This window comes from Nonlabens ulvanivorans, assembly GCF_032922765.1.
Taxonomy (GTDB): Bacteria; Bacteroidota; Bacteroidia; order Flavobacteriales; family Flavobacteriaceae; genus Nonlabens; species Nonlabens ulvanivorans.
This window is the reverse complement of record NZ_CP136694.1, coordinates 1,117,778-1,143,651: the sequence shown is the minus strand read 5'-3', so window position 1 is coordinate 1,143,651 and position 25,874 is coordinate 1,117,778. Positions and strand designations below refer to the sequence as shown.

Genomic DNA, 25,874 nt, shown 5'->3' with positions numbered 1-25,874 from the left:
CTATACCTAATTTTGAGCCCTGAATTAAACAGGGCTTTTTTTATGGTAAATATTGACGGTGAGTTAGAATCTAGTAATTATGCTACCATTGCATTTAATAATAGAGGAACATTTTATGGAGATGGGATATTTGAAACAATAAGATGTTTTAACGGGAAACCATTACTTTATGAAGCGCATTATTTTAGACTTATGTCTGGTATGCGCATTTTAAGAATGGATATTCCAGCATCCTTCACACCAGAGTTTATTGAAGATTCAATAGTTGATATATTAAATCAAAATAACCTCAATACAGGACATGCTAGAGTGAGGTTTACTGTATGGCGTAAGGCTGGTGGTCTTTATACACCTTTAGATAATGGTGTACATTACAGCATTCAATCTACAGAATTAGATGGTATTTATCAAAATAATACAAATCGTATAGCCGAGTTATTTAAAGATCACTACGTTTTATCTGGATTATTAAATACCATTAAATCCACAAATAAGATTGTTAATGTTCTTGCTGGTAGGTATGCATTAGATAATGACTACCAAGAAATGTTTCTGGTAAATGAGAAAAAAATGATTACCGAAGGTATTTCTGGAAATGTCTTTGTTAGAACAGGTAATAAAGTAAAAACTCCACCAGTATTAGACGGTTGTCTTAATGGTTTAATGAGGGAACAAGTCATACAGCAATTGAAGCGCATGCTCGATTATGATATCATAGAAGAAACATTATCACCATTTGAATTACAACGTGCTGATGAAATTTTCACAACTAATGTCATAAAGGGAATTCAAAGTGTAAACAAATACAGAAAAAAAGAATTCAATAAAGAATTAGCAACAGAATTATTAGAAATTTTTAATGATAAATTTTTCGATTAGTTATAAGAAGGGTTTTCTGGTGCATTAGACCATAACTCATAACTACCGCCTAATTCTAACATTTCCTTCTTCCACAAGCCATGAATTTCATCAGATAAGATAAGTTCTGACGAGGTATTAGGTTTGATAACCCAAGAACGCTCATTAATCTCTTGTAACAGTTGATCTTTATGCCATCCAGAATATCCTAAGAAAAATTTAATCTCATCACCAGTGATCTTATTTTCACTTATAAGATGGTGTACACGTTGAAAATCACCACCCCAATAAATATTATCTGCTATAAGGTGTGAGTTGGGAATCAAGTCTGGGATTGAATGTAAGAAATATAAATTATCCATTTCTACAGGACCACCTTGAAAAACAGGAAGTTCTAATCCTATTTCTGGAACTAAATCATTAAGTGTGAATTGTAACGGTTTATTAAGAATAAAGCCCACAATTCCATTCTCATCATATTCAGTTAATAGCACTACTGATCTAGAGAAAGATTCATCACCTATAATATTAGGTTCTGAAACAAGTAAGCTTCCTTTATGTAGTTCTGTTGTTTTCATGAATTAATTATTCTTAAACTTAAATAATTATTTTTAAAAACACCCATGCAGTTCACGATAATTTTCTATAATTCTATTTCACTGACATTTTAAGACAAAGAAAAACCCGATTCTTTTCAGAATCGGGTTGATACTTTCAACAAAGTGGTAATTAGTTTACAGCTTTCTGTAAATCGCTACCTGCTTTGAATTTCACTACTTTTTTAGCAGCGATTTTGATAGTTTTTCCAGTTTGTGGGTTTCTACCTTCACGTGCAGCTCTTTTAGAAACTGAGAAAGATCCGAATCCTACTAAAGATACTCTATCACCTTTTTTAAGACACTTTTCTACGTTACCTAAGAAAGATTCTAATGCTTTTTTAGCTGCTGCTTTTGAAATACCAGCATGCTCTGCCATTCCTTCGATTAAATCTGTTTTGTTCATAATTGAAATTAAATTAATGTTGGTTAAACTAAAACGTGGAACAAATTTATACGGATTATGCTACCACACAAGGATTAGAGCGATAAATGATAAAATTTGTTTATAAAACTGGACGATTGTTAATAAGTTAAGACTTTTTAACTGAATTTACAGCAATCCGTTGTGGAATCTAGCGTCAGCGCTAAAGTTATATCCGTTCAATAGACTTTTTACATCCATTCTTTTTTTATTGGGTAATTGCATTTCATCTATGATTAAAAACCCATCTGTACATGCTACTTTAAAAATATCATCTTCAATAACAATACTTCCAGGATTCATTTTATGCTTTTCTAATCGTATTGATGTCTGATAAATTTTAACTGTTTCTATATTTTCTTGTATTAAAACAGCTTTTGCAACAGGAAAAGGATATAATCCTCTCACCATAGCATTTACGGCTTTGGTACTATTGTTCCAGTCTATTGTAGTATTTGCAGCGTTAAGCTTTGGAGCCTCTTTAAGAGTGTCCTTCATAGGCTGTGTTTGCGTCGTAATCTTGCCAGCTGCAATGTTATTTACGGTGTTAAGCGATAAGATACTTCCCATGTCCATAAGCTTCTTATATAAGGTACCTACCGTTTCGTTTTCATCAATGTCACAACTTTGTTGGTCTATAATAGCTCCAGTATCTATTTTTTCATCAATGAAAAATGTCGTAACACCAGATTGCGATTCTTGATTAATAATAGCCCAGTTAATAGGTGCGGCACCTCTATATTCGGGTAAAAGGCTAGCATGTAGGTTAAAAGTTCCCATGGCAGGCATGTTCCATACCAACTTAGGAAGCATTCTGAAAGCTACAATCACCTGTAAATCTGCATTATAGCTCTTTAATTCTTTTATAAATTCTGGCGCTTTTAGATTACTAGGTTGTAAAACAGGGATGTTGTTTTGAATAGCAAACTGTTTTACGTGACTTTCATTTAACTTCCTACCACGTCCTGCAGGTTTATCAACAGCAGTAACAACCGCAACGATTTGATGATGAGAATTATGTAAAGTCTCTAATACACCTGTAGCAAATTCAGGTGTGCCAAAAAACACAATTTTTAAGGGTTTATCCATTCCAGTGATATTTATGATTGTCCAGAAGAGAAACTTTTCCTTGCTCTAATAGCAAGCTTATGGTTTCTATTAAATTATTTTTATCTATTTGTGGTAGCAAAGATGCGATATCGCCGCTATTTAAATCCTTATTAATTAGAAGATCTTTAATTTTATCTAGTACCAGAATTTGAGGCACTTTACCGATACAAACAGAGCATTTACCACAAGGTTGGGAATTCTCGCCAAAGTATCTCAGGATAAGAACATTAATACATTTTTGTTTTTGAGTAACTAAGTAGAACATTTGCTCTAACTTTTGTTTTTTTATTTTATTCTGTTTAGTAAGTTCTTTAGAAAATCGGTTGATAGTGCGATCGTCATCACGTGGTTCTAAGAAGTTAATTTGGGTATCTGCATCAATAATATTAGCCTCTATCAGTTCCCGTTCTTCAAGTTTCTGTAGTGTTTCAATCACTTTTTGCTCGCTCGTGTTACTACGTAACGCGATTATTGAGGTGTTGATTTCTAAATCTTGATAAGTACTGCTACCGTATGTCCTCAAAATAGCTTGAACAATGGCATTCATATCTTTTTGATTTCCTAGAAAATCAATGATATTTTTCCCGCTTTCGCGAAAGCGTATATTAGACCTTCTATGGTAACTTTGTGATAAGCTAATCACACTAAAACGGTCTAACGTCAGAAGTGCATTATAACACATCATTCCATTAATAGAGTAGGTGCTGGCAAAGTCTGAGAAGCTTAATTGATGAGTCGTATTTTCGCCTTCATGCATCGCAATACGCAGGTAATTATTGAGTTTGCGATAAACAAATTTGATATTTTCTACCGTAGGTAGAGATTTGATGAATTGATTTTGAGCGTGATTAATATCATTAATATTATAAAAAAACTGTGCTATACTTTCTTTTCCATCGCGTCCTGCACGACCAGTTTCCTGATAATAACTTTCTATACTGTCTGGTAGTTGTAGATGAGTGACTGTACGCACATCTGGTTTATCTATTCCCATCCCAAAAGCGTTAGTCGCAACTATGACTTGGGTCTGATTCTTCATCCATCGTTGCGCGGTATCGACTTTTACCTTATTGGGCAATCCTCCATGAAAAAAACCAGAAGAAATACCATTTGTGGTAAGTAATCTAGAGTAGGTAATGGCATTTTTTCTACTACGTACATAAGTAACCGAACTACCTACATACTTTTTGTAAAAATTGATGTAAGAGTAGTTTTTATCTGTAGTATTTGTTATTTGATAAGAAATATTGGGCCTTAAATGACTGTTTTTAAATACTTGAGCACTTTTTAATTCTAGGTTATCGATAATATCGAGTTGCACCGATTCTGTAGCCGTTGCTGTAACTGCTATTATAGGGATTTCTTTATGAATGGTGCGTAATAAGTTAATGTCTCTGTAGGCAGGTCTGAAGTCATGACCCCATTGACTTACACAGTGAGCTTCATCTACTGCGATTAAAGAAACTCGCATTTTAGATATACGTTCTTGCACGAGACTTTGTTGCAATCGTTCTGGACTTAAATATAGAAATTGATATTGTCCATAAATACAATTATCTAGAATATCATCGAGGTCTTTATAACTTATGCCACCAGTGATACCAGTAGCTTTTATTCCTTTTTGTTTAAGGGCATTTACCTGATCTTTAATTAATGCTACTAATGGAGAAATTACAATACAAATTCCTGTGCGTACTAATCCTGGAATTTGATAACATAGAGATTTTCCACCACCAGTAGGTAAGAGAGCCATGACATCATTACCTTCAATAACGGCATTTATAATCTCTTCTTGCTGTGGCCTAAAATGATCAAAACCAAAGGTGTTTTTTAATATGTTCTTTGCTTCTAGATTCAAGAGTTAAGTTGATCTTGTATAAATTGAAAACGTTGTTCTATGGTGCCTTGAGGCACATCGATAGGTTTATAATTAAACTTTTTATAATAATCTACTAAAATATTACTGATTTGTTGTGCTTGCTCAAAGGTCTCATAACGTTCATTATCAGATTCATAAATTTCTTTCCATGGCGGTAAATGAAAAACAACATCATACTGATATTCCTTGCAGGCAGTTATGTAATTATCTGGTATAGGATCGCCGGTAAATACATGATATGCAGGTACATCCGGTATGCCTCGGTCATAGTAATTAATTCCTGAAGTTGCATTTTTAAATTGGTTAATTCTGCCAGCCAATAAACTATTACTAAAAGCTAACGGATCAGTTAAAAACAACTGTTCTATTCCTTTTTCTTGAGCTTCTAGAGTTACCTGTCTAGATATTTCGTGATGTACGATGATACCTTGGGATTCTATATAGTTCACTAGGGTGGTTTTACCAGATCCTGGTCCACCTATTAGTAATATTCTTTTACAATCTGTCATAACAGGTACAAAATAACTAAATTCAATTTTAGTGCAGCGTTATATGTTGACTTATATTTGTAGATATTTATATTATGGACAAAAATAATTCTGACTCGTTTTACAAAAACCTTAAAGATCAACTAGCTGAAACTAGTGTCTGGCCTGCAAAATATATGTATAAATTTATTGTACCTTCTTTACCAGAGAAGTTAGATAAAATTTCAAATATATTTGATGGGCTAGGAGCAATTATAGACAATAAGGTTTCAAGTAAAGGAACTTATACCAGTATTTCAATTAAAGTAACCATGAAATCTCCTGACGCTGTAATTGAAAAATATAAAGAAGTAGGAGAAATAGATGGTGTTATTTCTTTATAAATAATATATCATATAATTGCTGTAAATTGTTTATTTTGCAGCTCTTCACAAGTAATTAAAAAATCATTTTGGTACCATCATTAGAATACAATACAGAGCGTAATCACCTCAATATACCTGAATATGGGAGACATATTCAAAAATTAGTTGAGCATTGTAAAGCTTTAGAAACTAAGGAAGAACGCAACCGCATGGCTACAGCAATTGTAGGCGTTATGGGTAACCTTAATCCTCATTTACGTGACGTAGCAGATTTCCAACACAAGCTGTGGGATCAATTATTTGTCATAGCAGATTTTGATTTAGATGCAGATTCTCCATATCCATTACCAGATCCAGAGCAATTAGCGGCTTCACCAGAGCGCATGCCTTATCCTCAAAAACGACCTAAATATCGTTTTTATGGGAATAATATTCAAAACATGATCGATGTAGCGTTGAGCTGGGAAAAAGGTGAAAAGCGTGAAGCACTTACTTTTATTATCGCAAATCACATGAAAAAATCCTTCCTTAATTGGAATAAGGATTCGGTTGATGATAATGTGATTTTTAAGCATCTATTTGAAATGAGTAACGGCCAGATCAATCTAGCTGCAAAAGAAGAAGATCTTCTAGATTCAAAATCCTTAATTCACAAAACAGTAGGTCGTAGAGATCATAGTACCAATCCACCACGACGTAATAATAAACGTAATTATAAATCTAATAATCGCAATCATAAACGATCTAGATAATTATAATGTAATCAAAAAAAAGCAGCCCATGGGCTGCTTTTTTTAGTTAATAGCATTGTTAATTAAATATGAATAGTTATCGCTAGAAAGCTTTTCAAGCCGTCACTATACTCGTATTTTTAAAATATTAATAAGATACAAAAATGGGAACATTCATTATAGAAGGTGGACACCAATTAAAGGGTGATATTAAACCACAAGGAGCAAAAAACGAGGCGTTACAAATATTATGTGCCGTTTTATTAACTGATGAACCAGTACGCATCAATAACGTTCCAGACATTATAGACGTTAATAAATTGATTGCTCTCTTAAATAACTTAGGCGTTAAGGTTACTAAAAATGGACCTGAATCATATACCTTTCAAGCAGATCAAGTTGATCTAGATTTCCTGCAATCTGAAGAGTATAAAGTGCAAGGTCGTGGATTAAGAGGTTCAATTATGTTAGTAGGACCTTTATTAGCACGTTTTGGTAAAGGTTATATTCCACGTCCAGGTGGTGATAAAATAGGTCGTAGAAGACTAGACACGCACTTTGAAGGATTTATTAAACTAGGAGCAAAATTTAGATATAACAAAGAAGAATATTTCTATGGAGTAGAGGCAGATGAGCTTCATGGAACCTATATGTTGCTGGATGAAGCATCTGTTACCGGAACGGCTAACATCGTTATGGCAGCTGTAATGGCTACTGGTGAAACGACCATTTACAACGCAGCGTGCGAACCATATTTACAGCAGCTTTGTAAGATGTTAGTACGTATGGGTGCTGATATTAAAGGAATTGGTTCTAATATGTTAACTATTAATGGTGTTAAAAAATTAGGTGGTACGACACATACCATACTTCCTGATATGATAGAAATAGGTAGCTGGATAGGACTTGCTGCAATGACTAAAAGTGAAGTCACCATTAAGAACGTTGCTTATGATGAATTAGGTATTATTCCAGATACATTTAGAAAATTAGGAATTACGATAGAACGTAAAGGTGATGATATTTTTATTCCAGCTCATACAGATGGTTATGAAATTCAAAATTATATCGACGGTTCTATTCTCACTATATCTGATGCACCATGGCCTGGATTTACGCCAGATCTATTAAGTATTATTTTAGTTGTGGCAACACAGGCTAGAGGTAGTGTACTGATTCATCAAAAAATGTTTGAAAGTCGCTTATTCTTTGTCGATAAATTGATTGACATGGGCGCAAAAATCATTCTTTGTGATCCACATAGAGCTAGTGTTATAGGACATGATTTTCAGTCTAGTTTAAAAGCGACTACCATGACTTCTCCAGACATACGTGCAGGTATCTCATTGCTAATTGCAGCTTTAAGTGCAAAAGGTACTAGCACCATACATAACATTGAACAAATTGATCGCGGATATCAAAATATTGATACCCGATTGAAAAAAATAGGTGCTAAGATTGAACGTCTAGCATAACTTTATTTTCTATATAATGGGTTTAATTACGCTTTCGCGAAAGCGTAATTAAACCTTTTTATATTACTTTAGTCATAATTATGTCTAAAATTCAACGTTTTAGGCAAGACTTTTGCTAGCTTTAAATCATGAACAAGTTTTTTATATTTCTTATCTTACTTACTAGTGCATTTACAACTGCGCAAGAAATCCCTACTACCACACCACGTACCATAGAACCAGTACCTTCTGGAACTAATACTAGTGGTTCTATGTTATTTCCTAATAGTACAGAAGAGAAGAAGTATGTAAGACCTAGTGAAGCGCCGACCATAGATCTTACCCAAAAGACAGATTTACTGGATCCAGGTGTACGCTTTCAAGGACAAAAATTTAAAAGCGATGCGCCACCAGTTAATTTTATCAATGATACTTATCTAGGTGAAATTAGAACTGGTAAACAAATCTTAAAGATGACTCTTTGGGATCCTAGGTTAGAAGATGGCGATCGTGTGCGTATATGGCTCAATGATGAAATCCTGATTACAGACATGACGCTCTTAAATGCCGCTCAAGGTTTTCCTATTACCTTAAAAGATGGATTTAATAAAATAGAAATTGAAGCTCTTAATCAAGGTTACTCTGCACCCAACACCTCTGGAATTGTTATTAGAGACGATGAAGGTGAGGTTATGGAACAAAAAATATGTATGATTAATGCAGGAGTAAAATCTCTATTAATAGTCATAAAAGAGTAGCGATCTTATCTCTTGATCAGATATTTCAATAACCTCTTGATTTTTTAATGAATCGATATTATACGGCCCGATTCTTACTCGAGCAAGTCTTAAAGTAGGAAAGCCTACAACGCCTGTCATTTTTCGCACTTGTCTAAATTTGCCTTCACTCAAGGTCACATTTACCCATGATGTTGGGCCATGACGTTCATCTCTTATTTTTTGCTTCGTCTCGGGTAAGTGTGGTGTCTGATGTGGTTTTTGTACCTGACATGGCTTTGTATCATAGGTTGAGCCATTGATACTAATGGTAACACCATTTTGCAATTGTGTGATAGCCTTATCAGTTATTAAACCATCTACTAGTGCAGCATATTTTTTATCTACTTTACCAGATTTATTGATATGATGGCTTAATTGACCATCGGTTGTAATTAATAATAAACCTTCAGATAGTTCATCTAGTCTTCCTACAGCCATTGCATTTTCAGGAAAATCATAGAGTTCACCTAAAAACCTTTTGTTTTTTTGATGTCTATCATTAGTCATAAATTGACTCAACATGCGATAAGGTTTATAAATCAAAAAATGTCTGTGCATCTTGCAAAAATGCAGAATTATAAAGTAATGTTAGAATTTATATAGATGAAGTTTCTGTGATAATTAAGAGGTAACATTGCACATGAAAAATTTATATTTATTACTTTTTATTTTAGTAGCTGGTTGTCAGTCTAATGTAACAAAAGAATTAAAATCGGGTTCGTGGCGATTGACACTTGATCTAGGTAATGCAAAAGAACTACCTGTATTAATAGAGGTCACAGAAGAATCACAGATCATTCTTATTAACGATAAAGAACGTATTAAGGTGGAAGACATCTCTATTAAAGGTGATTCTATAACATTTCAACCACCCATTTTTGAGGGAATATTTAAAGGCGTTTTTGTAGATGAGATTACCATTAAAGGAGATTTTATAAAACCTAGTCTAGATAGAGTAGTGCCATTTACTATGCAATATGGTGATCAACATAGATTTCAAGTAGGAACAAAAGAGCCTACTACAAATATTACAGGTAAATGGGAAACCGTTTTCAGTCCTGATAGTGATGAGGATCGATATATTGCTTTAGGTATTTTCAATCAGTATGGCCAGCATGTGACCGGAACATTTAGAACAACCACAGGTGATTATCGTTACCTAGATGGAGTGATAGAAGGTGATCAATTAAAGCTCTCGACTTTTGATGGTGCACATGCTTTCTTATTTGAAGCAACGGTAACAGACTCAACCTTGTATGGTATTTTTTATAGTGGCAATCACTGGCAAGAGCCTTTTACAGCACAACTTAATAATACTTATGAATTACCAGACGCTAAGGAGTTGACCTTTCTTAAAGAAGGCTATGAACAATTAGACTTCAGTTTTAAAGATTCAGATGGTACAAGTATTTCTTTAAGTGATTCACAATTTGAAAACAAAGTGGTGCTTGTACAATTATTAGGATCTTGGTGTCCTAATTGTATGGAAGAAACTCAATTTTATGTTGATTATTTAAAGACAAATCCAGATACCGATGTACAAATCATAGGTCTCGCTTTTGAATATGCTCGTACGGAAGAAAAAGCATTTCAATCTATAGAGCGCATGAAAAAGCAATTAGAAATTCCTTATCCTGTATTGCTAGCACAATATGGTAATGTAGATAAGAAAGTAGCGCAAGAGAAATTACCAATGCTAAATCATGTACTATCATATCCTACTACAATTTATATCGATAAAAATGGAAAGGTGAGACGTATCCATACAGGATTTAATGGTAAGGCAACAGGTGATTCTTACTTAAAATTTAAAGATGATTTTTACCTTTACCTAGATTCTTTGTCTGCTGAGTAAAACTCCATCTAGACCTTAAGTATTTGAGTTGTCTTAAGGTATCTTTTATATAAGCTTCTACTTCTGGGTTACTAAATATTTTCTTTTTCATTTTTAACGCTTTTAAATGGTTGATATTCCAGTCTGTATTTTGTTCTATTCCAACCAAGGAACATTATAAGAAAGGCAGCACCTGATCTATGATCATTTGCATCAAAAATTAGATTTCCTTCAATTGATTTTGTAATTCTAGTTTTTTTGATACTTATTGCACCCATCACGTATGGGATTAAAACAGGTTGCACATTTTTGTTTTTAAGGTATAGATAGCCATCTTTTTTTAATTTGGTTTTTATTATTCGTTCTCTAAAAACGCGACCATTTTCTATATAATTAATCTGTAATTGTTTAGGATTGAGAACCTCTAATTCTACACTGTAGGTTTTAAGACTATCTATTTTAAGTGTGTCCTTTAACTCCTTACGGTCAATCTCTTTTAAGAAATTATTGCGTTGTAATGAGGATTTTGAATTCCATTTTTTAGCTAAACTATCATCTTTAATAGATATAATATGATAAGACCCATTAAGCGTGCTTAAATTCTCTTTATGTAAAGGATTAGTATTTAATAATTCCTTATCAAAAGTGGCACAACTCTGTAAGATGATAACTAATAATAGTATCAAATAGTATGAAGATTTTATAGAAATTTGTATTCTCATTTTATAATTGGTTAGTTTGTTTTGACCAAATTTATATTGATTTTCACATATGTGTCTGTGTAATTTGAGAATGTAGTATCTTTAATTTGTGAAAATCGCAAATATGATGCTAGTTCAAGAGATGATTATAGAACGCTTTCGCGAAAGCGTACCCAAGACCAAATCTGTTATTCAACATCTAGCAGATGTGTTAGAAATAAGCTATGATGCTGCTTATCGCCGTATACAAGGTAAAGCTAAGTTGGATATAGAAGAATCTATGAAGCTGGCAAAAGTTGGTCAATTTTCGCTAGATCAGATCATGACCGCTCAACAAGATTTGACAGCTTTAGGAACTGCTACTGATACTATTAATTCTATAGAAAGTCTTGAAAAGTATTTTAAGGATATGGAAACTAATTTAAAAGCAGCTGGTAAAGAAGATGTCGAGTGGATCTATAGTGCAAAGGATATACCTGTTTTTCATCACTTTAATGATTCTTTGTTAGGTCGATTTAAAATATATGTCTGGTTGCACTTGCTAGATGACACCATGGAAGGCAAGCGTTTTGCAGATTTTCACTTACCGCTATCTATTAAAGAACAAATAAAAATAAATAAATCGTTATTTGAGCAATTCAAAAGAGTTGAAATATGGAATGACACCACGATATCGAGTAGTTTGCAGCAAATACACTTTTATCACGAGGCTGGTTATATTGATCACGATACGGCTAAGGTGTTATGCAATGATTTAAGAGAATTACTAAAAAATGCGTCAGCAGACTTATTACAAGAATCTTACAGTATCTATTATCATGAACTTTTGTTAATGAGTAATAATGCGGTAGTACGTAAAAAAGGCATTCCTGTTGCAGGCTTTGTTACGATGACTATGTTGGGTTACATCAGATTTAGCGGTAGTAATATACTTAATAGAATGAATGATTTCTTTAAACATCAGATACGACAATCTACCTCGATAAAAGACAGCTCTTTAAAAGAACGTTCCATTTTCTTTAATAAAATGGAGCAAAAAATAAACGCTCTAGAAAAATCTCTAGAGCGCTTTAATTTATAAGGAATTCTTAATTTATTGTTTTTCCAAAAGGACTTTTGCTTGATTAAAAGCAAATGCGGCATCTAGCCACAGTGCCATATCATTCCATTGTTCACTTTTAAGGTAATTGCTCTTATAAGTTTTAATAGTCTTTACCTTAAGCACATTACCATCGATAACTGCGGTAGTAATAAAATTACCAGTTGCGTTATCTACAGAATTATTTAAGGCATCTATACCTTTGACCGTATAACCTGCCGGAATCTCAAGGTTTATTTCATAGATGTATGTTTTAGCATGATCTAGATAGACATCTACCGTACGTTCTCTTTCTTTTTTCTCAAGTTCAACTTGTCCGCCTATAAATTTACCAATCTCGATGATAAGGTTTTTACCTGCTTTTTTAATATAACCATCTTTAAGAGTCATGGTCTCTTTTACAATTAATGGTGAGTTGTCACCATATCTACCAGTTTCTATAACGGTAGAGGTGTAGTCCTTAACTGTTGCTGCATCCCATTCGCGATCTGTTGATTTTTCTCTACGCTCTCTAAATTCTTCGATTTTCTTGTCTTCTAACGCTGTGAACTGCTCTGCATATCGTAATAATTCTTTTTTACTACCACATTCATAGAAATGCTCTTGATCTTTATATATACTATAATCTTCTTTTAAAAAGTCTGTCCAGTGGATCCATGAAAAAATATATTCTCTTTCAAAGTGTCCAGTCGCAGACAGTTCTCTATCTATTTTAAAACCTTTATTATCATCGCTCAATGATAGATTTATTTTTTCCTGATAGACATTCTCATTTGCTGCTGAAGATCTAAGTGTTGTTCGTGTGACCGAAGATATTTTCTTCTTTTTCACTACGGATCCTATATACGCTTCTGCACCTTCTAATTGTTCTGGAAAACGCTCTAAAGTCATATTTTCACTAAAGTCAAAGAAAAATAATTCTGGTTGTGTATTGAATTTAAGACCAACACGCGCATTTGATTTAATCAGCAAATCATCTAATTCACCATCATATCGTGGTTGAACTAGAACTATGTCATAATCAATATCAAATTCTTCACTAATAGCTCTTAAATCATTTACTACCTGTGCATCATTTTCATAGATTCCGAAGTATAAATTATAACATTTTGTACGTGGTGTTCCTGCAACAATATCTGCTTGATAAGCAAAAATAGGTTCAAAAAATCTGGTGTATCTATTGAATCTTATATAATCTAGACCAGCTTTTAATTTATCAGCCTTGGTTTTGAACTTACCTTTTTTGATATAAGCGATCACTTCTTTTGCACTATAGCTATAAGCTCGATTAAATTTACGATCAAAATAATCTAGAACATCTGCTTTGTCGACTGTTGCCTTGCGCTCGCCGTCTTCGCCTTTAAAGATTTGTGCGGCATATTCATTAGACCTTTTTCTAGCAAAAGCTACTTGTAATTTTACAGAAGGCTCTTCTACTAGCGGAAAATACCATCTATTAGTTTCTAATTTATCTACATTTTGAGCTTCAACAACATACATCTTTGTAGCGCTACGTTCTGTTTCTTCTTCTTTTACTGCTGGTGCGCCATTATAGGTATTCATGTTTAAGAAGAAATCATTTTCTACTTCTACAGCAATACGATAGTCTAGAATAGGGTAGTTGTCTTTAATGGTAGTTTCTACTGCTGGATAAATATCTAATCCATCAAAATCTCTTTCCTTACGATCAGTCTGGATATATATATCGATTATATCACCTATCTCTAAATTAGGGATTGCTATTTTACGCTTATCATCTTCTTCAACTTCTTCCTTTTCTACATTAACGACACTTACCGTTCCATCACTTTTAATAATGCGTATTCCTATGGTGGTTTCTTTGCGAGATGTTGTCGTCCATCCAAAAGAAATCTTAGAATCCTTATTCAGTGAAATTTCCGAAAAACCTTCAAGAGAAGCTTGATCTTGTATTTTAATTAATTGATGTTTATTTGATTTGAAGTAAACTACTTTTCCACTATTGATATATTGCATATATCGATGATCTTTAAGAATAACAGCACTTTCTTCATTCCATTTTACAGGAATCTCCATGGCGGTTATTTGAGAACCTGTTTGATTCCAAAATTTTTCTTGTAGTTCTTTTTCTAGTTTGCTTTGTCCTTGCGCAATGATCGTGAAGCACAAAGTGGTAATCGTTAATAAAATTAATCTCATAGTACTAGTAGTATATTACTTTGGTTAGTTGGGTAATTAAGCTTTTTTCAACACGATTTGCTCGTCATAGAAATTTTTGATTTGTTCTATAGCAGTGTTCCATGTATCAAATTGATTTTTTTCAATCAATCGAGTTTTTATTTTAATTTGAGAGTTATAATTAATTTGGTTACCGTCTAGCGTGTAATGAGCTTCAACTTTAAGAAATTGATTATCAATTGATATGGCATCAGGAAGAGTTTCTACTGTATATCCTGCCGGTAGTTCTAGCGAGATATTCTTTTGTTCAACTCGGGTATTATTCATTTTATAAGAGTTCTGACGGTCTTCATCCATGGTCCAGTTTGCTAGATAACGTACAGGATCTAGTTCAAGATATAGATTGTCATCAAAGCTACTTACAGCATTAGATACTTTCATGTCATAATTGAGTTTAAGAATAGCATCTCTATCTGTTGGGTCAAACGCACTTACATTTTCTACCGTAGCATTATCGTTACCATCAGTTAGAACTTTTAGCATGACTTCTTGACGTTTATCTTGCTCCATACCTGTAAAGTCATAAAGGAAACTACTTGCTTGCTCACCAGTAAGCTCTTTATTCATAATTCCCACTAGATCATTTCCATTAATCTTGAAAGTACCTTGATATATTTCTTTGTTAAACTCTGGAGTAGCCTGTGGTACTTTTTTAAGTAAAAAGGAATCTCCGTTTTCTATTAAGGCTTGTTTGCCTTGAATTCTAGTAGCAAATGTGCCATAAGAATTGAATTTCTCAGTACCATCAATGAAAATAGGTTTGCCATCTACCATAATTGCGGTAATCATATGATTATCTACACTAAGTGATGGCGTTGAGTAATCATAAGATATATGATCTGTACCTATCCATACTAATCGAGCATCATAGCCAGCTTCTATCAGCATTGTTTTCAACAGTATTGCCATTCCTTTACAATCTCCATATTTTTTACTAAAAACGTTTTGTGGACTGTCTGGTTTAAATCCTGCGATACCATCTTCAAAGGCGATGTACTTAATATTATCTTGTACCCAATAATAGATAGCTTTTACTTTTTCATCGTCGGTAGTAAGACCTGCAGTAAGTTCATTTACTTTAACGGCTATATCAGTTGTTTGTATATCTACATCATTAACTAAAGATGAATACCAATTATATAAGTCTTGTGTTTCTTTAAACAACGTTATCTCTGCACCTTTACTATCTTTAAAGGACTGTGTCAAATAAAGAACATGTGGATATATGTAAGAGTTACCAGGCATGCGGTATTCACTTTTCATAGGTGAGAGATTATTAATTTTAAAAGTCACCTGTGTATCTGCGCCGACTTTTTTTGATAATCTTTTGATGTCGTTATTACCGAAATGGTATTCTTTAATCTCCATTTCTAACCACTCTGGTATGGTGATCGACATCGTTCCTTTGATAACTCTATAAGGTTCTACAAAATAGTCTGTAGTAAAGTATTTTATATCCTTATATTCTTTAACCTCTTTAACGGTTCTTAGATAGCCTTGTAGTGGAAAGGTGAGTTTTGCATATTTGACACGGTAATCGTTATGGAAAATAGACTGAGTAGAGTAGGCCTCATCGTTGATATTCCATGCAATTCTCTTATTTCTTTTATCAGTAAGGTTTAATGTTTCTATAGATGATTCATTATCATAACCTGTACTGTAGCCTATGTCTGCTCTAGAAGCTAGTGAAAAAAAAGTAGTTGTAATTTCTTCTCTAACTTCTACTTTATTAGTTCTACTGTTGCGAGAAAATGTGATTTCAGTCTTTTTGTCAGATATAACGACATCTTCATCTTCATATTTTTCTTTAAGCGTTTTAGCTTTGGACACCTCTTGTGCGGTAGGTTTGTCTTTTTGAGCGTTTACAGTATTAGATAATAGGAGCAATAAACTTAGTGTCATTGCAGGAGCAAATAATTTCATATAAGAAAAATAAAACACATATACTACTAAAAATAAGCGCCGTGATCGTTATACAAGGAAACGCTTTTAGTAATATATGTGTTGTTTAATTACGCTTTCGCGGAAGCGTGATAATATAAATATTTAATGATATGGTCTATCGTTTTAGTCTAAATGATAGATTTCCATAATGTCTTCTAGAATCTTAGCAAAATCAATTTTAAGATCAATAAGTTCACCGGTGGCAAGATCAAAAACCCAACCATGTACAGTGATACCACGACGTTTAAATGCGATTTGAACATCACTAGTTTTAAGGACGTTGATGCATTGTTCTTGTACATTTAATTCTACAAGACGTCTATAACGTAAATCCTCATCGGTAATAGCATTTAATTCATCTTTATGCATTCTATATACGTCACGTATGTTTCTCAAATATGGATTTAAGATTCCCAAATCTTGAGATTGCATAGCAGCTTTTACACCACCACAACCGTAGTGACCACATACAACTACATGATCAACTTTAAGGTGCTCAACGGCATAGTTAATAACACCCATCGCCGTAAGATCTAGATTAGATGCCATGTTTGCGATGTTTCTGTGTACAAATACATCTCCTGGACCTAGTCCCATTATTTCTTCTGCAGTAGCACGACTGTCAGAACAACCTATATATAATATTTCAGGATCTTGACCAGATGCTAACTTATCAAAGTAAGTGCTATCTGTTGCTAGTTTAGACTTGATCCATTCTTTATTATTGTCAAAAATTTGATTTATATTTTTCATACCTGTTTTTTCTAGCATGAAAAATAAAGAAATAGTATGACATTTCTACTATTAAAACACATGGTCCTAATGATTAATAAGGTTATTTATAAAAAAAGGACTGATCATAATAGAATATGCTCAATCCTTTTTAATATCAAATGGATATAATTTTATTTAATAAAATTCAATAGAATTTTGTTGACTTCATCTTTATGTGTCACATACAGGCCATGTGGAGCATCCTTTATAATTTCTAACTTAGAATCTTTTACAATAGAATGACCTTGTTTTGAACTAGGTTCAATAGGTACAATATTATCAGTATCACCATGAATGAATAGAGTAGGGACATCAATTTTTTTAAGCGCATCTCTTAAATCTGTGCGACCAAAAGCATTGATACAATCTAATGTCCCTTTAGGACTTGCATCTAATGCAATTTGAAAGTTATAATCTAACTGTGCTTGAGAAATACGTTCTTTGTTTTCCTCATAATTTACAAATCCAGAACCAAAGCCTTTTAAGAAACCGGCACGGTCATTTTTAATGCCATTTTCCATTCCTTTAAATACGTCATCTGGCGCACCGCTAGGATTATCATCTGTTTTTAATAAATATGGTGCAATTGAACTCATGAAGACTAGTTTGTCTATTTTACTAGTTCCAAATGTATCTACATATTGAGCTAACTCGCCACCACCCATGGAGAACCCGACTAAAATCACATCTTCAATTTCTAGTTGCTCAATGAGATCATTTAAATCCTCAGCCATGGTATGATAGTCGTAACCGTTCCAAGGACGTGATGATTTACCAAAACCACGTCTATCATAAGTAATCACTCGATATCCGTTTTCTATTAACGTTGGTACTTGATATTCCCACATAGCGCCACTTAATGGCCATCCATGTATTAGAATAATAGGTTGTCCTTCTCCTTGGTCTTCAAAATATATACTAACATCTGCATCGTGTTGTGCAGTCGTTTTTTCTAAATAGGGCATATTATAATTTTATTAAAGATAGAAAACTAGATTAGAGCAGATTCTAATTAATTGTGAATTATGACTTTATTAATATCTGTTGCAATTTAGATATCAGATTAATAAGAAGATACAATAGGGCTGTTATCAGAATGATAGGAGCTTGAATGATGAGTGAAAATCGATAACGACTTACATAATCAATAGCCTTTGGATCATAGGTGTTTATATCAAATGGTTGCTCTGTAACTATATCCATTTGCAATAGAATATTCATGATAAGAAATAACGTTACAAAGAAAATATTAATGACAAGTAGCCAAAGGACTTTCCTATTCTTACCGTATGAAATCCATAAGGTAGACAAACCCATAACAATTAGAAACACATTAATTAGAGTAATATATTGATACTGTGCATAAACATAATAAGTGTCGCCTATGTTTATGTTTAACAAATCTAATCCATGATTTAAGATAAGATAGCTTGTACTAATTGAAGCAAATAATAAGAATATAAAAGATATACCTCGATGGGTGTTTTGTGTGCAATAAGTCTTCAAAATCGATAAATATAAATTGAATTAATCCTTGCCTACTTTAAAAAGCTTAGCAACTAAATAGATGATATTGAGAATAATAAGCGCAATGAGAGCATAGGCAATGTACCAGCTATATGTTGTATAATCATCAAATCCCATATCATATGGGTTTACAAAATAAGTAAGATATAAAATGGAAGCACAAATAATAATTGCTGATGCCAGCATCAACCAGCATAAGTATGCAATAAAGGAGTTGTTTTTATCAGACCACAAAAGGAACATAAAACCTGGTATAGAAATAAACGCAGCATATATTAACAAAGCCTCACGATGCGCATCCTTAAAATAAGTGTCTGTTTCTACGTATTGTATAGTTTCAATGGGATTGTAAAAAGCTGTAATTACTAGAATAGCAACGATACCAAAGAGTAAATAAGAAACTAATCGCTCTACACGCATGACTATAACTCTACACTACCTTTTCCTTCTCTAATCAATACTGGTTCATTACCTGTTAAATCTATCACTGTAGAAGCAACGTTATCACCATAACCACCATCGATGACATAATCCACCAGATGATTCCACTTCTCAACAATAAGACTAGGATCTGTAGTATATTCTATAACTTCATCATCATCTTTTATAGAAGTAGAAATAATAGGATTGCCCAGTGCCTGAACTAATCCTATAGCTATAGAATTATCTGGTACACGTATACCAACTGTTTTCTTTTTTTTAAATACCGAAGGAAGATTGTTATTACCTGGCAAAATAAAGGTATACGGACCTGGTAAATTACGTTTTAGAATTTTAAAAGTAGCCGTGTCAATTTGACTTACGTATTCACTTAAATCACTTAAGCTCTCACAAATGAAAGAAAAATTTGCTTTTTCAAGTTTTACACCTCTTATCTTAGCTACTTTTTCTAATGCTCCTTTATGATTAATGTCACAACCTAGACCATAAACGGTATCTGTAGGATAAATAATTAGAGCGCCATCTTTCATAGCTTTTGCGATACGCTGTAACTCCTTGGGACTAGGATTGTCCTCATATATACGTACTAATTGTGCCATGATGAATTATGATTTATAAAACCAACTATGAATAGGGATAAAAAGTAAACCTAAAGCGATAATAAAAAAAATCACCTTCATCCAGAAGTAGACCTTACCGTTATCTAGATTTTCCTTAATCTCATATCTATGTTTCCCATTGCGATCTATTTTAATCATAACCGATTTTTTAGCCTTGTCAGCATCCTCGTCATAAAGGCGATAAACCACAAATGTCCCCAGCGCTATGACACTACTAATCACTAATAAGGTCATCCAGTCTGTAGATGACATTAAGAGTAATTGTAAGTCTGTAGATGTTGAACTGTAAAACATGATATAAAAATTCCTTATAAAGTTAATCATAAAACTTTATAACTAGGCTTTTTTAACTTCACTTTCTAACTTTAACACCATATCTCCATCATCTTGTTCAATATAGAGTGCTTTGTTACCACTTTCACCATTACGGCTGACTTCGTTACCACTGATTGTTTTTGTAACAGACTCTGCATAAGTTTCTTTTACTTTTCCTTCTGCTGTCCCATTTCCCCATTTCCATGATACATTACTACCTTCTCTAATCATTTTTTTATTTTAAAGATAAGAGCAATCTCGCTTTCGCGAAAGCGTAATAACAACATCTTAAGGATTCATTATGAGAATTTTATGAAGGTTAGAGCCATCGCAATGCTTTTTTTATGATGTTTAATTTACCATCGTATGGGGCATACTTTACAGGAATATCTAACCAGGTGCCACGATGTACTATACTTTTTATATGTGAAAAAGTTTCAAAAGTCTTTTTACCATGATAATTACCAATACCACTATTTCCTACGCCGCCAAAGGGTAATCGCTCATTCACAAACTGTACAATACTGTCATTTATAACGCCACCACCATATGAAAATCGCTGAATGAACCATTGCTCAAACCTAGTGTTATTACTAAATATATATGCACCCAATGATTTTTCATAAGAGTCAATCCACTGGATGATATCACCTTGATTCTTATAACTTATTATCGGAAGTATAGGACCAAAAATTTCTTGTTGCATCACGGTACTTTCTCTCGATGGTTCATCTAATAAAGTAGGAGCTATGAACAAAGAATTTATATCATGATCACCACCGATAAGAATCTGTTGATCATCTAACATTTCTACTAGTTTTTCAAAATGTTGTTTCCTTATTATTCTAGGAAAATCCGGACTTTCTTTAGGGTTTACTCCAAAGAAATTATTTATTTCAGTCTGTACATGTTCAATAAATTCTCGTTTCACACTTTCATGAACCAATATGTAATCTGGTGCAATACAGGTCTGACCAGCATTGAGAAATTTTCCCCAGACTATTCTACGTGCAGCCACTTTAAGCGATGCACTATCATGTATGACACACGGGTTTTTACCACCTAATTCCAGTGTTACAGGCGTTAAATGTTTTGCAGCGGCTTGATAAATAGCTTTCCCTACTGGTGGACTACCTGTAAAGAATATATAATCCCATTTGAGACTGGTCAGCTCTTTGGCAATGGTCGCATCGCCTTGTATGACTTTTACATGTTGTGGTATAAAAGCTTCATCGATAATATCTTGCAATAGTTGCGATGTAGCGGTAGAAAATTCACTAGGTTTAAGAATTACGGTATTACCAGCAGCTACAGCACCTATTAAAGGAGCTAGTGCCAATTGAAAAGGGTAATTCCACGGTGATATGATTAAAGTATTGCCGTAAGGTTCGGGATATTGACGTGCTTTTGATGGAAAGTTAAGCAATGAAGGTCGCACTTTTCTTGGACTTGCCCATTTTTTGGTCTTTTTGATATACTTATCCAGTTCGCCAGTAATCACTTGATATTCTGTAATAAATGCTTCAAATTCACTTTTACCTAAATCATTAGCAAGCGCGTCATAGATTTCTTGTTCTTTGTGCTTTAAAACCGCCTTTAGTTTTTGCAGTGCGTTAATGCGATATATAACATCCTTAGTTTGTTGTGATTTAAAAAACTCTTGCTGTACCTGATGGAAATGGTGTATTTGATTAATCTCGGTCATTAGTGATGGATTAGTAATGAATTTGTAAAAAGAGAATCTGCCTTAAGGTGATGATTTTCTAAGTGATGTTCTTGTAACCATTTTAAAAATTCTTGCACTCTTAAAGGTTCCAAAATTCCCCAATTTTTTTCATCACCCATGGCGTTGCATTTAATCCTAATGCATTCATTCAAATCGATTGATTTATCTGCTTCTGGTAAGTGTGGTTTTAAAATTTTTGCGGCTTGATCTGGATTTTCTTGAGCATATAAAAAGCCTAATTTAGTGGCTTTAAGAAAGCTTGAATAAACCGTTTGTTCTTCTTTTATTTTATTGCTATCTACTACAATTACAGGCGAGTAAGAATAGGGAATCTGATAATCTTTTAATTTAAAAACGTTAAGATCTAGACCTTTTTGTTGAGCTTGTACACCTTCCCAATTCATAAAGATCCACGTTGCGTCTACTTGATTATTTTCTATAGTATTCCATATTCCTAACTTATCAGGATATTGGAGTTCGATAGAGCCAGAACCACCATCATTAATAATCATTTGTTTTATGATAGCATCTTCATATCGTGCCTTATAGCTTGCATATGATTTACCATCAAGATGTTTAGGTGATTCAATTCCTCTATTTGACTTACAGACCACTGCACTTAGATCTTCTTTAAAAAGTGTTGCTATCGCTTGAAGTGAAAAAGGACTTGCTTTAGTCTGATAGCTCATGACACTTTCTAGCGGACACAAAGCAAAGTCTACTAATCCTAGTTCTACCTTTTTTGCAGGTGTGATTTTATAATGATCTTCTCCAGCATGTATAATTTGTAGATCGATACCAGCATTTTTATAAAAACCCATCTGTTGTGCCACATAAAAGCCTACATGATTTGCGTTAGGAGTCCAATCTAAAGCAATTTTTAGTGATTTCATTTCATTCAATTTAATCACTAAAATAGAACCAAAGCGTAATATGTCTAGCCAATTTTATGTTAGAACTAATCAAATATTAACAGCTAATCAGATACGGCCTTCCATATTGCGTCACCAACGGGTACAGGCGCAATTATCTTCACGGGATCTTTCTTTACAGGATGATTAAATTCTAACTGGCGAGCGTGTAAATGAATACTACCATCCTTATTACTGCGCCTCGCACCATATTTTAAATCACCTTTAATCACACAACCTATTTTACTCAATTGAGCTCTAATTTGATGATGTCTACCAGTTTCTAGCGCTATTTCTAATAAGGTATATCGATCTAGTTTTTGAACAACTTTATATGATAGAATGGCTTCTTTAGAATTAGGTACAGCGTGGTCATGAGCATAACTTTTATTCTGCTTTGTATTGCGTATTAAGTGATGAATCAATCGATCTTGGTTTTTGGGCGCTGTACCTTCTACTACTGCCCAATAGGTCTTGCGCGTCTCGTGATTTGCAAATAACTTGTTCATTCGTGGTAATGCCTTTGAGGTTCGGGCAAAAACTACTACACCACTAGTTGGACGGTCTAGTCTGTGTGTAATACCTAGAAAGACGGCTCCTGGTTTATCATATTTTACAGCAATGTATTCTTTAATCATATCAGGTAAAATGACATCACCTGTTTTATCGCCTTGTACTAGATCACCAGATTGCTTGTTCACAGCAATAAGGTGATTATCTTCAAATAGAATACGATTGTTAATGGACATGAAGTATTTAATTTACATTACAAATTTAATGCTTAAAATAGGTAACGACTCATGGATTATCGTTAATCTGGCTTAATGGGTAAATAGGTTTTTCTTAACCATCCAGCCACTAAAGTTCCAATAATAATCAACATGGTTAGATAAAAGCCTTTTCCTTTATGGATATGTATTGCTACAATAGCTGTCATATAAAGACTTAAAATGAGTGTTCCATAAAGTACCGTTCTATGATATATAAATAGCCCGATAGCTATTAGTAAAACTAAACCCGTTGTGATAAGTAGAGTAGGGCTGGTGCCTATTTTATCTAGTTGATCGTGCTTTACTATCTTTTCAAATGCATTTTGCACAAAGAAGATAATAACGGGAATACTAGGTAACCATAGCAATATAGTTTTTACGATATTTTTATAGCGCATGGATAGAATTATTTACGCAATATTTTTTCCATTTTACGACCTTTGGCAAGTTCATCTACTAGTTTGTCTAAATATCTACATTGTCTATATACTAAAAAATCATCTTCAATATCCTCAATACGGTATCCACAAATAACGCCTTTAATTAAATGAGCGTTGGGATGCATATTTGCTTCATTATAAAAGGTTTCAAAGGTTGCTTTTTCATCAATCAAGGTTTGAACATGGTTTGTATCATAACCAGTGAGCCATTCTATTACCTGATCTAATTCTGCTTTTGTTCTTCCATTTTTTTCTATTCTACTCAAGTAGTGTGGATAAACAGACCCAAAAATCATTTGGGCTACTTTCTCATTCTTTTCAGCGGTTACTTTCATAGTTAAATATTTTGTTGGAGTGATAGTTAGTCAAAAATTAAAATTTGCAATAGTCCTATAATCAAATTCACAAGCTCTATTCTGTTCCAAATACTTTTCCATTTAAGGTATGCGTGCAGCAATTGCAGTATGGGATCATATCTTTGGCTATTAAGTTTGGATTGGTTAATTGTAAATTATTTTCTACATCAACATACAATCCAGAGAAAAAAGAAGATTCTCCAGTTCTTACATATTCTTCTTTTTCATTTTCATCTAGTGCCACAATCCAAAATATAGGTTCTGTCTTATCTAGTCTTGAACTAGCTTCACTAAATATATCATCCCAGTTCTTTCCGACCTTGGATAGTAAAAATCTGAATAAAGGAGTGTAATCAAGTCCTCTTTCTTTTTTACCGTGCATAGAGCCTTTGGTCTGTTCTAGAGTTTCTCGCTTTTTATTTCTAGAATATTTAAAATCACTTCCAAAATTGTGAATAACGCCTCTTGCACGTGTGTTTACTTTTCGATACAATGGTTTTTTGTCTCTATTCATGAATCTAATTTAATGAAATTCTAAATTGAAAGGAATGTAGTTCAATCAAAAGATGTTATTGCGACTTCTTTTTCATATTAGATTTTACTAATCCGAGTCCTTTCCAGAATTCATCTGGATAGCTTAATTCTTTAGGTTTACCTATCCATCCATTGGTTAAGTCTAGTTGATAACCATTATCTAGCTTTTTATATTTTACAGAAGTAAATATTATTTTATCCCAATCACCTATATATTTTAAACTATCTAACGATGGTGGATAGCTACCTTCTCGCAGCTTATGTAACTCTATAAGAGATATAGCTGTTTTAAAATGCTGATCACCAAACTGTTGATTTGCTTTTTCTTTGAAGTTATTAGGGTTGCAACTAGTGATTACTAGAAGTATTGAAAATGTAAAGATGAATCTGAATCCTTTAAAAATCATTCTTAATTTGTTTATCGTTCCTTAAAACTATAGAATAATAATAAAAAGGTAATTAAGCTCTATGTTATGCTAACTCCTTTTAAAAACAACTTCAGCTTGATCGATTTGTAATGTTGGATTTTTTGTAGCTATTAAGATTCCTTTAAATGTGTATGTGGCATCATCATCTATTGTTAATGAAGTATTTTTTCCTAGAAAACTCCAGTCTGTTTTACCGTTGATGCTCTTTTGCATTTCACCTATGGTGATGTATTTATCTGTTGGATCGATATCTATGGTGGCGATCCTTTTACGATTCTTAAACATTGTTAGTTTAAAGGTCAATGTAACTTCACCATTATACTCTATATCCATATCGGACCATAAACCAATTTCATCACCCTTTTTAAGGTCTACTGTAAATTCTTTTAATATTTTGTTATCGTTATCAGTACTTATTTTATTGATGGATAGTCTGCCTATTTCTTCACCGGTAATGCTATCACAGCTCATTAAACATAGAGTAAAAATAAATATCGTAAATAAGTTTTTCATTAGACTGATTTTTAGAGTTTTTGCTGTTATGTTTAAGTTG

The 25,874-nt window shown here is 33.3% G+C and carries 31 protein-coding genes; 7 read left to right on the top strand and 24 right to left on the bottom strand.

What is annotated here, in order from left to right; all coding sequences use genetic code 11:
• Positions 1-42: 42 nt before the first annotated feature.
• Positions 43-879, top strand: a complete 837-nt coding sequence (locus R1T42_RS05285) for an aminotransferase class IV (protein WP_317291572.1) — start codon at positions 43-45, stop codon at positions 877-879.
• On the opposite strand, the gene R1T42_RS05280 is transcribed toward R1T42_RS05285, so the two are convergent.
• The 5 genes from R1T42_RS05280 to R1T42_RS05260 form a co-directional block, all read right to left on the bottom strand.
• The gene (locus tag R1T42_RS05280; protein ID WP_036585004.1) at positions 876-1,436 is read right to left on the bottom strand and encodes a YqgE/AlgH family protein; all 561 of its coding nucleotides are present in this window, start codon (positions 1,434-1,436) and stop codon (positions 876-878) included. The genes R1T42_RS05285 and R1T42_RS05280 overlap by 4 nt on opposite strands.
• A 151-nt stretch (positions 1,437-1,587) precedes the next feature.
• Positions 1,588-1,860 (bottom strand): HU family DNA-binding protein, encoded by a 273-nt coding sequence (locus R1T42_RS05275; protein ID WP_036585005.1) that lies wholly within the window; start codon positions 1,858-1,860, stop codon positions 1,588-1,590.
• Positions 1,861-2,007: 147 nt separating this feature from the next.
• The gene (gene fmt, locus R1T42_RS05270; protein ID WP_317291571.1) at positions 2,008-2,967 is read right to left on the bottom strand and encodes a methionyl-tRNA formyltransferase; all 960 of its coding nucleotides are present in this window, start codon (positions 2,965-2,967) and stop codon (positions 2,008-2,010) included.
• Complete coding sequence (locus R1T42_RS05265) at positions 2,960-4,846, bottom strand: RecQ family ATP-dependent DNA helicase (RefSeq protein WP_317291570.1); 1,887 nt, start codon at positions 4,844-4,846, stop codon at positions 2,960-2,962. Before R1T42_RS05265 ends, fmt begins: the two co-directional genes overlap by 8 nt.
• Positions 4,843-5,376 carry an AAA family ATPase gene (locus tag R1T42_RS05260; protein ID WP_042247011.1) on the bottom strand — a complete coding sequence of 178 codons (534 nt, stop codon included), beginning with the start codon at positions 5,374-5,376 and terminating at the stop codon, positions 4,843-4,845. The genes R1T42_RS05265 and R1T42_RS05260 overlap by 4 nt, the downstream gene beginning before the upstream one ends.
• A 74-nt stretch (positions 5,377-5,450) precedes the next feature.
• Between R1T42_RS05260 and R1T42_RS05255 the strand changes: the two genes are divergently transcribed.
• The 4 genes from R1T42_RS05255 to R1T42_RS05240 all read left to right on the top strand — a co-directional run bounded on the left by R1T42_RS05255 (position 5,451) and on the right by R1T42_RS05240 (position 8,663).
• The gene (locus R1T42_RS05255; protein WP_036585010.1) at positions 5,451-5,738 is read left to right on the top strand and encodes a DUF493 family protein; all 288 of its coding nucleotides are present in this window, start codon (positions 5,451-5,453) and stop codon (positions 5,736-5,738) included.
• A gap of 68 nt (positions 5,739-5,806) precedes the next feature.
• Entirely contained in the window at positions 5,807-6,472 is a 666-nt protein-coding gene (locus tag R1T42_RS05250; RefSeq protein WP_036585012.1) for a DUF4290 domain-containing protein, read from the top strand.
• Between the two features lie 143 nt (positions 6,473-6,615).
• Positions 6,616-7,926 carry a UDP-N-acetylglucosamine 1-carboxyvinyltransferase gene (gene murA / locus R1T42_RS05245; protein WP_317291569.1) on the top strand — a complete coding sequence of 437 codons (1,311 nt, stop codon included), beginning with the start codon at positions 6,616-6,618 and terminating at the stop codon, positions 7,924-7,926.
• A gap of 128 nt (positions 7,927-8,054) precedes the next feature.
• The gene (locus tag R1T42_RS05240; protein ID WP_317291568.1) at positions 8,055-8,663 is read left to right on the top strand and encodes a hypothetical protein; all 609 of its coding nucleotides are present in this window, start codon (positions 8,055-8,057) and stop codon (positions 8,661-8,663) included.
• Here the strand turns inward: R1T42_RS05240 and R1T42_RS05235 are convergent.
• Complete coding sequence (locus R1T42_RS05235; RefSeq protein WP_317291567.1) at positions 8,643-9,242, bottom strand: pseudouridine synthase; 600 nt, start codon at positions 9,240-9,242, stop codon at positions 8,643-8,645. The two genes, R1T42_RS05240 and R1T42_RS05235, sit on opposite strands and share 21 nt — an antisense overlap.
• 82 nt (positions 9,243-9,324) lie before the next feature.
• Here R1T42_RS05235 and R1T42_RS05230 point away from each other — a divergent pair, with 82 nt between their 5' ends.
• The gene (locus R1T42_RS05230; RefSeq protein WP_317291566.1) at positions 9,325-10,539 is read left to right on the top strand and encodes a peroxiredoxin family protein; all 1,215 of its coding nucleotides are present in this window, start codon (positions 9,325-9,327) and stop codon (positions 10,537-10,539) included.
• A 71-nt stretch (positions 10,540-10,610) separates the two neighbouring features.
• On the opposite strand, the gene R1T42_RS05225 is transcribed toward R1T42_RS05230, so the two are convergent.
• A complete protein-coding gene (locus R1T42_RS05225; protein ID WP_317291565.1) occupies positions 10,611-11,240 on the bottom strand; it encodes a hypothetical protein in 630 nt (209 codons plus the stop codon).
• Positions 11,241-11,343: 103 nt separating this feature from the next.
• Between R1T42_RS05225 and R1T42_RS05220 the strand changes: the two genes are divergently transcribed.
• On the top strand, positions 11,344-12,300 hold the full coding sequence (locus tag R1T42_RS05220) for a hypothetical protein (RefSeq protein WP_317291564.1): 957 nt from the start codon (positions 11,344-11,346) through the stop codon (positions 12,298-12,300).
• Positions 12,301-12,312: 12 nt separating this feature from the next.
• On the opposite strand, the gene R1T42_RS05215 is transcribed toward R1T42_RS05220, so the two are convergent.
• The 17 genes from R1T42_RS05215 to R1T42_RS05135 all read right to left on the bottom strand — a co-directional run bounded on the left by R1T42_RS05215 (position 12,313) and on the right by R1T42_RS05135 (position 25,834).
• A complete protein-coding gene (locus R1T42_RS05215) occupies positions 12,313-14,496 on the bottom strand; it encodes a DUF3857 domain-containing protein (RefSeq protein WP_317291563.1) in 2,184 nt (727 codons plus the stop codon).
• Between the two features lie 36 nt (positions 14,497-14,532).
• Positions 14,533-16,458, bottom strand: coding sequence for a transglutaminase-like domain-containing protein (locus tag R1T42_RS05210; RefSeq protein WP_317291562.1), 1,926 nt, complete (start codon positions 16,456-16,458; stop codon positions 14,533-14,535).
• A 144-nt stretch (positions 16,459-16,602) separates the two neighbouring features.
• Positions 16,603-17,232 carry a carbonic anhydrase gene (locus tag R1T42_RS05205; RefSeq protein ID WP_042247134.1) on the bottom strand — a complete coding sequence of 210 codons (630 nt, stop codon included), beginning with the start codon at positions 17,230-17,232 and terminating at the stop codon, positions 16,603-16,605.
• Positions 17,233-17,384: 152 nt separating this feature from the next.
• Complete coding sequence (locus tag R1T42_RS05200) at positions 17,385-18,218, bottom strand: alpha/beta fold hydrolase (protein ID WP_317291561.1); 834 nt, start codon at positions 18,216-18,218, stop codon at positions 17,385-17,387.
• A gap of 58 nt (positions 18,219-18,276) precedes the next feature.
• Entirely contained in the window at positions 18,277-18,654 is a 378-nt protein-coding gene (locus tag R1T42_RS05195) for a hypothetical protein (protein WP_152565622.1), read from the bottom strand.
• A 126-nt stretch (positions 18,655-18,780) separates the two neighbouring features.
• Entirely contained in the window at positions 18,781-19,200 is a 420-nt protein-coding gene (locus tag R1T42_RS05190; RefSeq protein WP_042296449.1) for a hypothetical protein, read from the bottom strand.
• 2 nt (positions 19,201-19,202) lie between these two features.
• Complete coding sequence (locus R1T42_RS05185; protein ID WP_042247034.1) at positions 19,203-19,820, bottom strand: L-threonylcarbamoyladenylate synthase; 618 nt, start codon at positions 19,818-19,820, stop codon at positions 19,203-19,205.
• 6 nt (positions 19,821-19,826) lie between these two features.
• A complete protein-coding gene (locus R1T42_RS05180; protein ID WP_317291560.1) occupies positions 19,827-20,165 on the bottom strand; it encodes a hypothetical protein in 339 nt (112 codons plus the stop codon).
• Positions 20,166-20,177: 12 nt separating this feature from the next.
• Positions 20,178-20,387 carry a hypervirulence associated TUDOR domain-containing protein gene (locus R1T42_RS05175; protein ID WP_317291559.1) on the bottom strand — a complete coding sequence of 70 codons (210 nt, stop codon included), beginning with the start codon at positions 20,385-20,387 and terminating at the stop codon, positions 20,178-20,180.
• Positions 20,388-20,475: 88 nt separating this feature from the next.
• Positions 20,476-21,861, bottom strand: coding sequence for an aldehyde dehydrogenase (locus R1T42_RS05170; protein WP_317291558.1), 1,386 nt, complete (start codon positions 21,859-21,861; stop codon positions 20,476-20,478).
• Positions 21,861-22,775 carry an ABC transporter substrate-binding protein gene (locus R1T42_RS05165; protein WP_317291557.1) on the bottom strand — a complete coding sequence of 305 codons (915 nt, stop codon included), beginning with the start codon at positions 22,773-22,775 and terminating at the stop codon, positions 21,861-21,863. The genes R1T42_RS05170 and R1T42_RS05165 overlap by 1 nt, the downstream gene beginning before the upstream one ends.
• Before the next feature lie 83 nt (positions 22,776-22,858).
• On the bottom strand, positions 22,859-23,542 hold the full coding sequence (locus R1T42_RS05160; RefSeq protein ID WP_317291556.1) for an RluA family pseudouridine synthase: 684 nt from the start codon (positions 23,540-23,542) through the stop codon (positions 22,859-22,861).
• 62 nt (positions 23,543-23,604) lie between these two features.
• Positions 23,605-23,961: a hypothetical protein gene (locus R1T42_RS05155; protein ID WP_053234287.1), complete on the bottom strand. Its 357-nt coding sequence runs from the start codon at positions 23,959-23,961 to the stop codon at positions 23,605-23,607.
• An 8-nt stretch (positions 23,962-23,969) separates the two neighbouring features.
• Entirely contained in the window at positions 23,970-24,338 is a 369-nt protein-coding gene (locus R1T42_RS05150; protein WP_317291555.1) for a DUF2200 domain-containing protein, read from the bottom strand.
• A 76-nt stretch (positions 24,339-24,414) separates the two neighbouring features.
• On the bottom strand, positions 24,415-24,873 hold the full coding sequence (locus R1T42_RS05145) for a hypothetical protein (RefSeq protein ID WP_042272697.1): 459 nt from the start codon (positions 24,871-24,873) through the stop codon (positions 24,415-24,417).
• Positions 24,874-24,928: 55 nt separating this feature from the next.
• Complete coding sequence (locus R1T42_RS05140) at positions 24,929-25,300, bottom strand: hypothetical protein (protein ID WP_042247042.1); 372 nt, start codon at positions 25,298-25,300, stop codon at positions 24,929-24,931.
• A gap of 69 nt (positions 25,301-25,369) precedes the next feature.
• Complete coding sequence (locus R1T42_RS05135) at positions 25,370-25,834, bottom strand: hypothetical protein (RefSeq protein ID WP_042296439.1); 465 nt, start codon at positions 25,832-25,834, stop codon at positions 25,370-25,372.
• Positions 25,835-25,874: the final 40 nt, after the last annotated feature.

Bases quoted from the DNA above. Each gene is read 5' to 3' on its own strand.
- R1T42_RS05285 (WP_317291572.1), top strand. From the start codon at position 43: ATGGTAAATATTGACGGTGAGTTAGAATCTAGTAATTATGCTACCATT.
- R1T42_RS05280 (WP_036585004.1), bottom strand. From the start codon at position 1,436: ATGAAAACAACAGAACTACATAAAGGAAGCTTACTTGTTTCAGAACCT.
- R1T42_RS05275 (WP_036585005.1), bottom strand. From the start codon at position 1,860: ATGAACAAAACAGATTTAATCGAAGGAATGGCAGAGCATGCTGGTATT.
- fmt (WP_317291571.1), bottom strand. From the start codon at position 2,967: ATGGATAAACCCTTAAAAATTGTGTTTTTTGGCACACCTGAATTTGCT.
- R1T42_RS05260 (WP_042247011.1), bottom strand. From the start codon at position 5,376: ATGACAGATTGTAAAAGAATATTACTAATAGGTGGACCAGGATCTGGT.
- R1T42_RS05255 (WP_036585010.1), top strand. From the start codon at position 5,451: ATGGACAAAAATAATTCTGACTCGTTTTACAAAAACCTTAAAGATCAA.
- murA (WP_317291569.1), top strand. From the start codon at position 6,616: ATGGGAACATTCATTATAGAAGGTGGACACCAATTAAAGGGTGATATT.
- R1T42_RS05240 (WP_317291568.1), top strand. From the start codon at position 8,055: ATGAACAAGTTTTTTATATTTCTTATCTTACTTACTAGTGCATTTACA.
- R1T42_RS05235 (WP_317291567.1), bottom strand. From the start codon at position 9,242: ATGCACAGACATTTTTTGATTTATAAACCTTATCGCATGTTGAGTCAA.
- R1T42_RS05230 (WP_317291566.1), top strand. From the start codon at position 9,325: ATGAAAAATTTATATTTATTACTTTTTATTTTAGTAGCTGGTTGTCAG.
- R1T42_RS05225 (WP_317291565.1), bottom strand. From the start codon at position 11,240: ATGAGAATACAAATTTCTATAAAATCTTCATACTATTTGATACTATTA.
- R1T42_RS05220 (WP_317291564.1), top strand. From the start codon at position 11,344: ATGATGCTAGTTCAAGAGATGATTATAGAACGCTTTCGCGAAAGCGTA.
- R1T42_RS05215 (WP_317291563.1), bottom strand. From the start codon at position 14,496: ATGAGATTAATTTTATTAACGATTACCACTTTGTGCTTCACGATCATT.
- R1T42_RS05210 (WP_317291562.1), bottom strand. From the start codon at position 16,458: ATGAAATTATTTGCTCCTGCAATGACACTAAGTTTATTGCTCCTATTA.
- R1T42_RS05205 (WP_042247134.1), bottom strand. From the start codon at position 17,232: ATGAAAAATATAAATCAAATTTTTGACAATAATAAAGAATGGATCAAG.
- R1T42_RS05200 (WP_317291561.1), bottom strand. From the start codon at position 18,218: ATGCCCTATTTAGAAAAAACGACTGCACAACACGATGCAGATGTTAGT.
- R1T42_RS05190 (WP_042296449.1), bottom strand. From the start codon at position 19,200: ATGCGTGTAGAGCGATTAGTTTCTTATTTACTCTTTGGTATCGTTGCT.
- R1T42_RS05185 (WP_042247034.1), bottom strand. From the start codon at position 19,820: ATGGCACAATTAGTACGTATATATGAGGACAATCCTAGTCCCAAGGAG.
- R1T42_RS05180 (WP_317291560.1), bottom strand. From the start codon at position 20,165: ATGATTAACTTTATAAGGAATTTTTATATCATGTTTTACAGTTCAACA.
- R1T42_RS05175 (WP_317291559.1), bottom strand. From the start codon at position 20,387: ATGATTAGAGAAGGTAGTAATGTATCATGGAAATGGGGAAATGGGACA.
- R1T42_RS05170 (WP_317291558.1), bottom strand. From the start codon at position 21,861: ATGACCGAGATTAATCAAATACACCATTTCCATCAGGTACAGCAAGAG.
- R1T42_RS05165 (WP_317291557.1), bottom strand. From the start codon at position 22,775: ATGAAATCACTAAAAATTGCTTTAGATTGGACTCCTAACGCAAATCAT.
- R1T42_RS05160 (WP_317291556.1), bottom strand. From the start codon at position 23,542: ATGTCCATTAACAATCGTATTCTATTTGAAGATAATCACCTTATTGCT.
- R1T42_RS05155 (WP_053234287.1), bottom strand. From the start codon at position 23,961: ATGCGCTATAAAAATATCGTAAAAACTATATTGCTATGGTTACCTAGT.
- R1T42_RS05150 (WP_317291555.1), bottom strand. From the start codon at position 24,338: ATGAAAGTAACCGCTGAAAAGAATGAGAAAGTAGCCCAAATGATTTTT.
- R1T42_RS05145 (WP_042272697.1), bottom strand. From the start codon at position 24,873: ATGAATAGAGACAAAAAACCATTGTATCGAAAAGTAAACACACGTGCA.
- R1T42_RS05140 (WP_042247042.1), bottom strand. From the start codon at position 25,300: ATGATTTTTAAAGGATTCAGATTCATCTTTACATTTTCAATACTTCTA.
- R1T42_RS05135 (WP_042296439.1), bottom strand. From the start codon at position 25,834: ATGAAAAACTTATTTACGATATTTATTTTTACTCTATGTTTAATGAGC.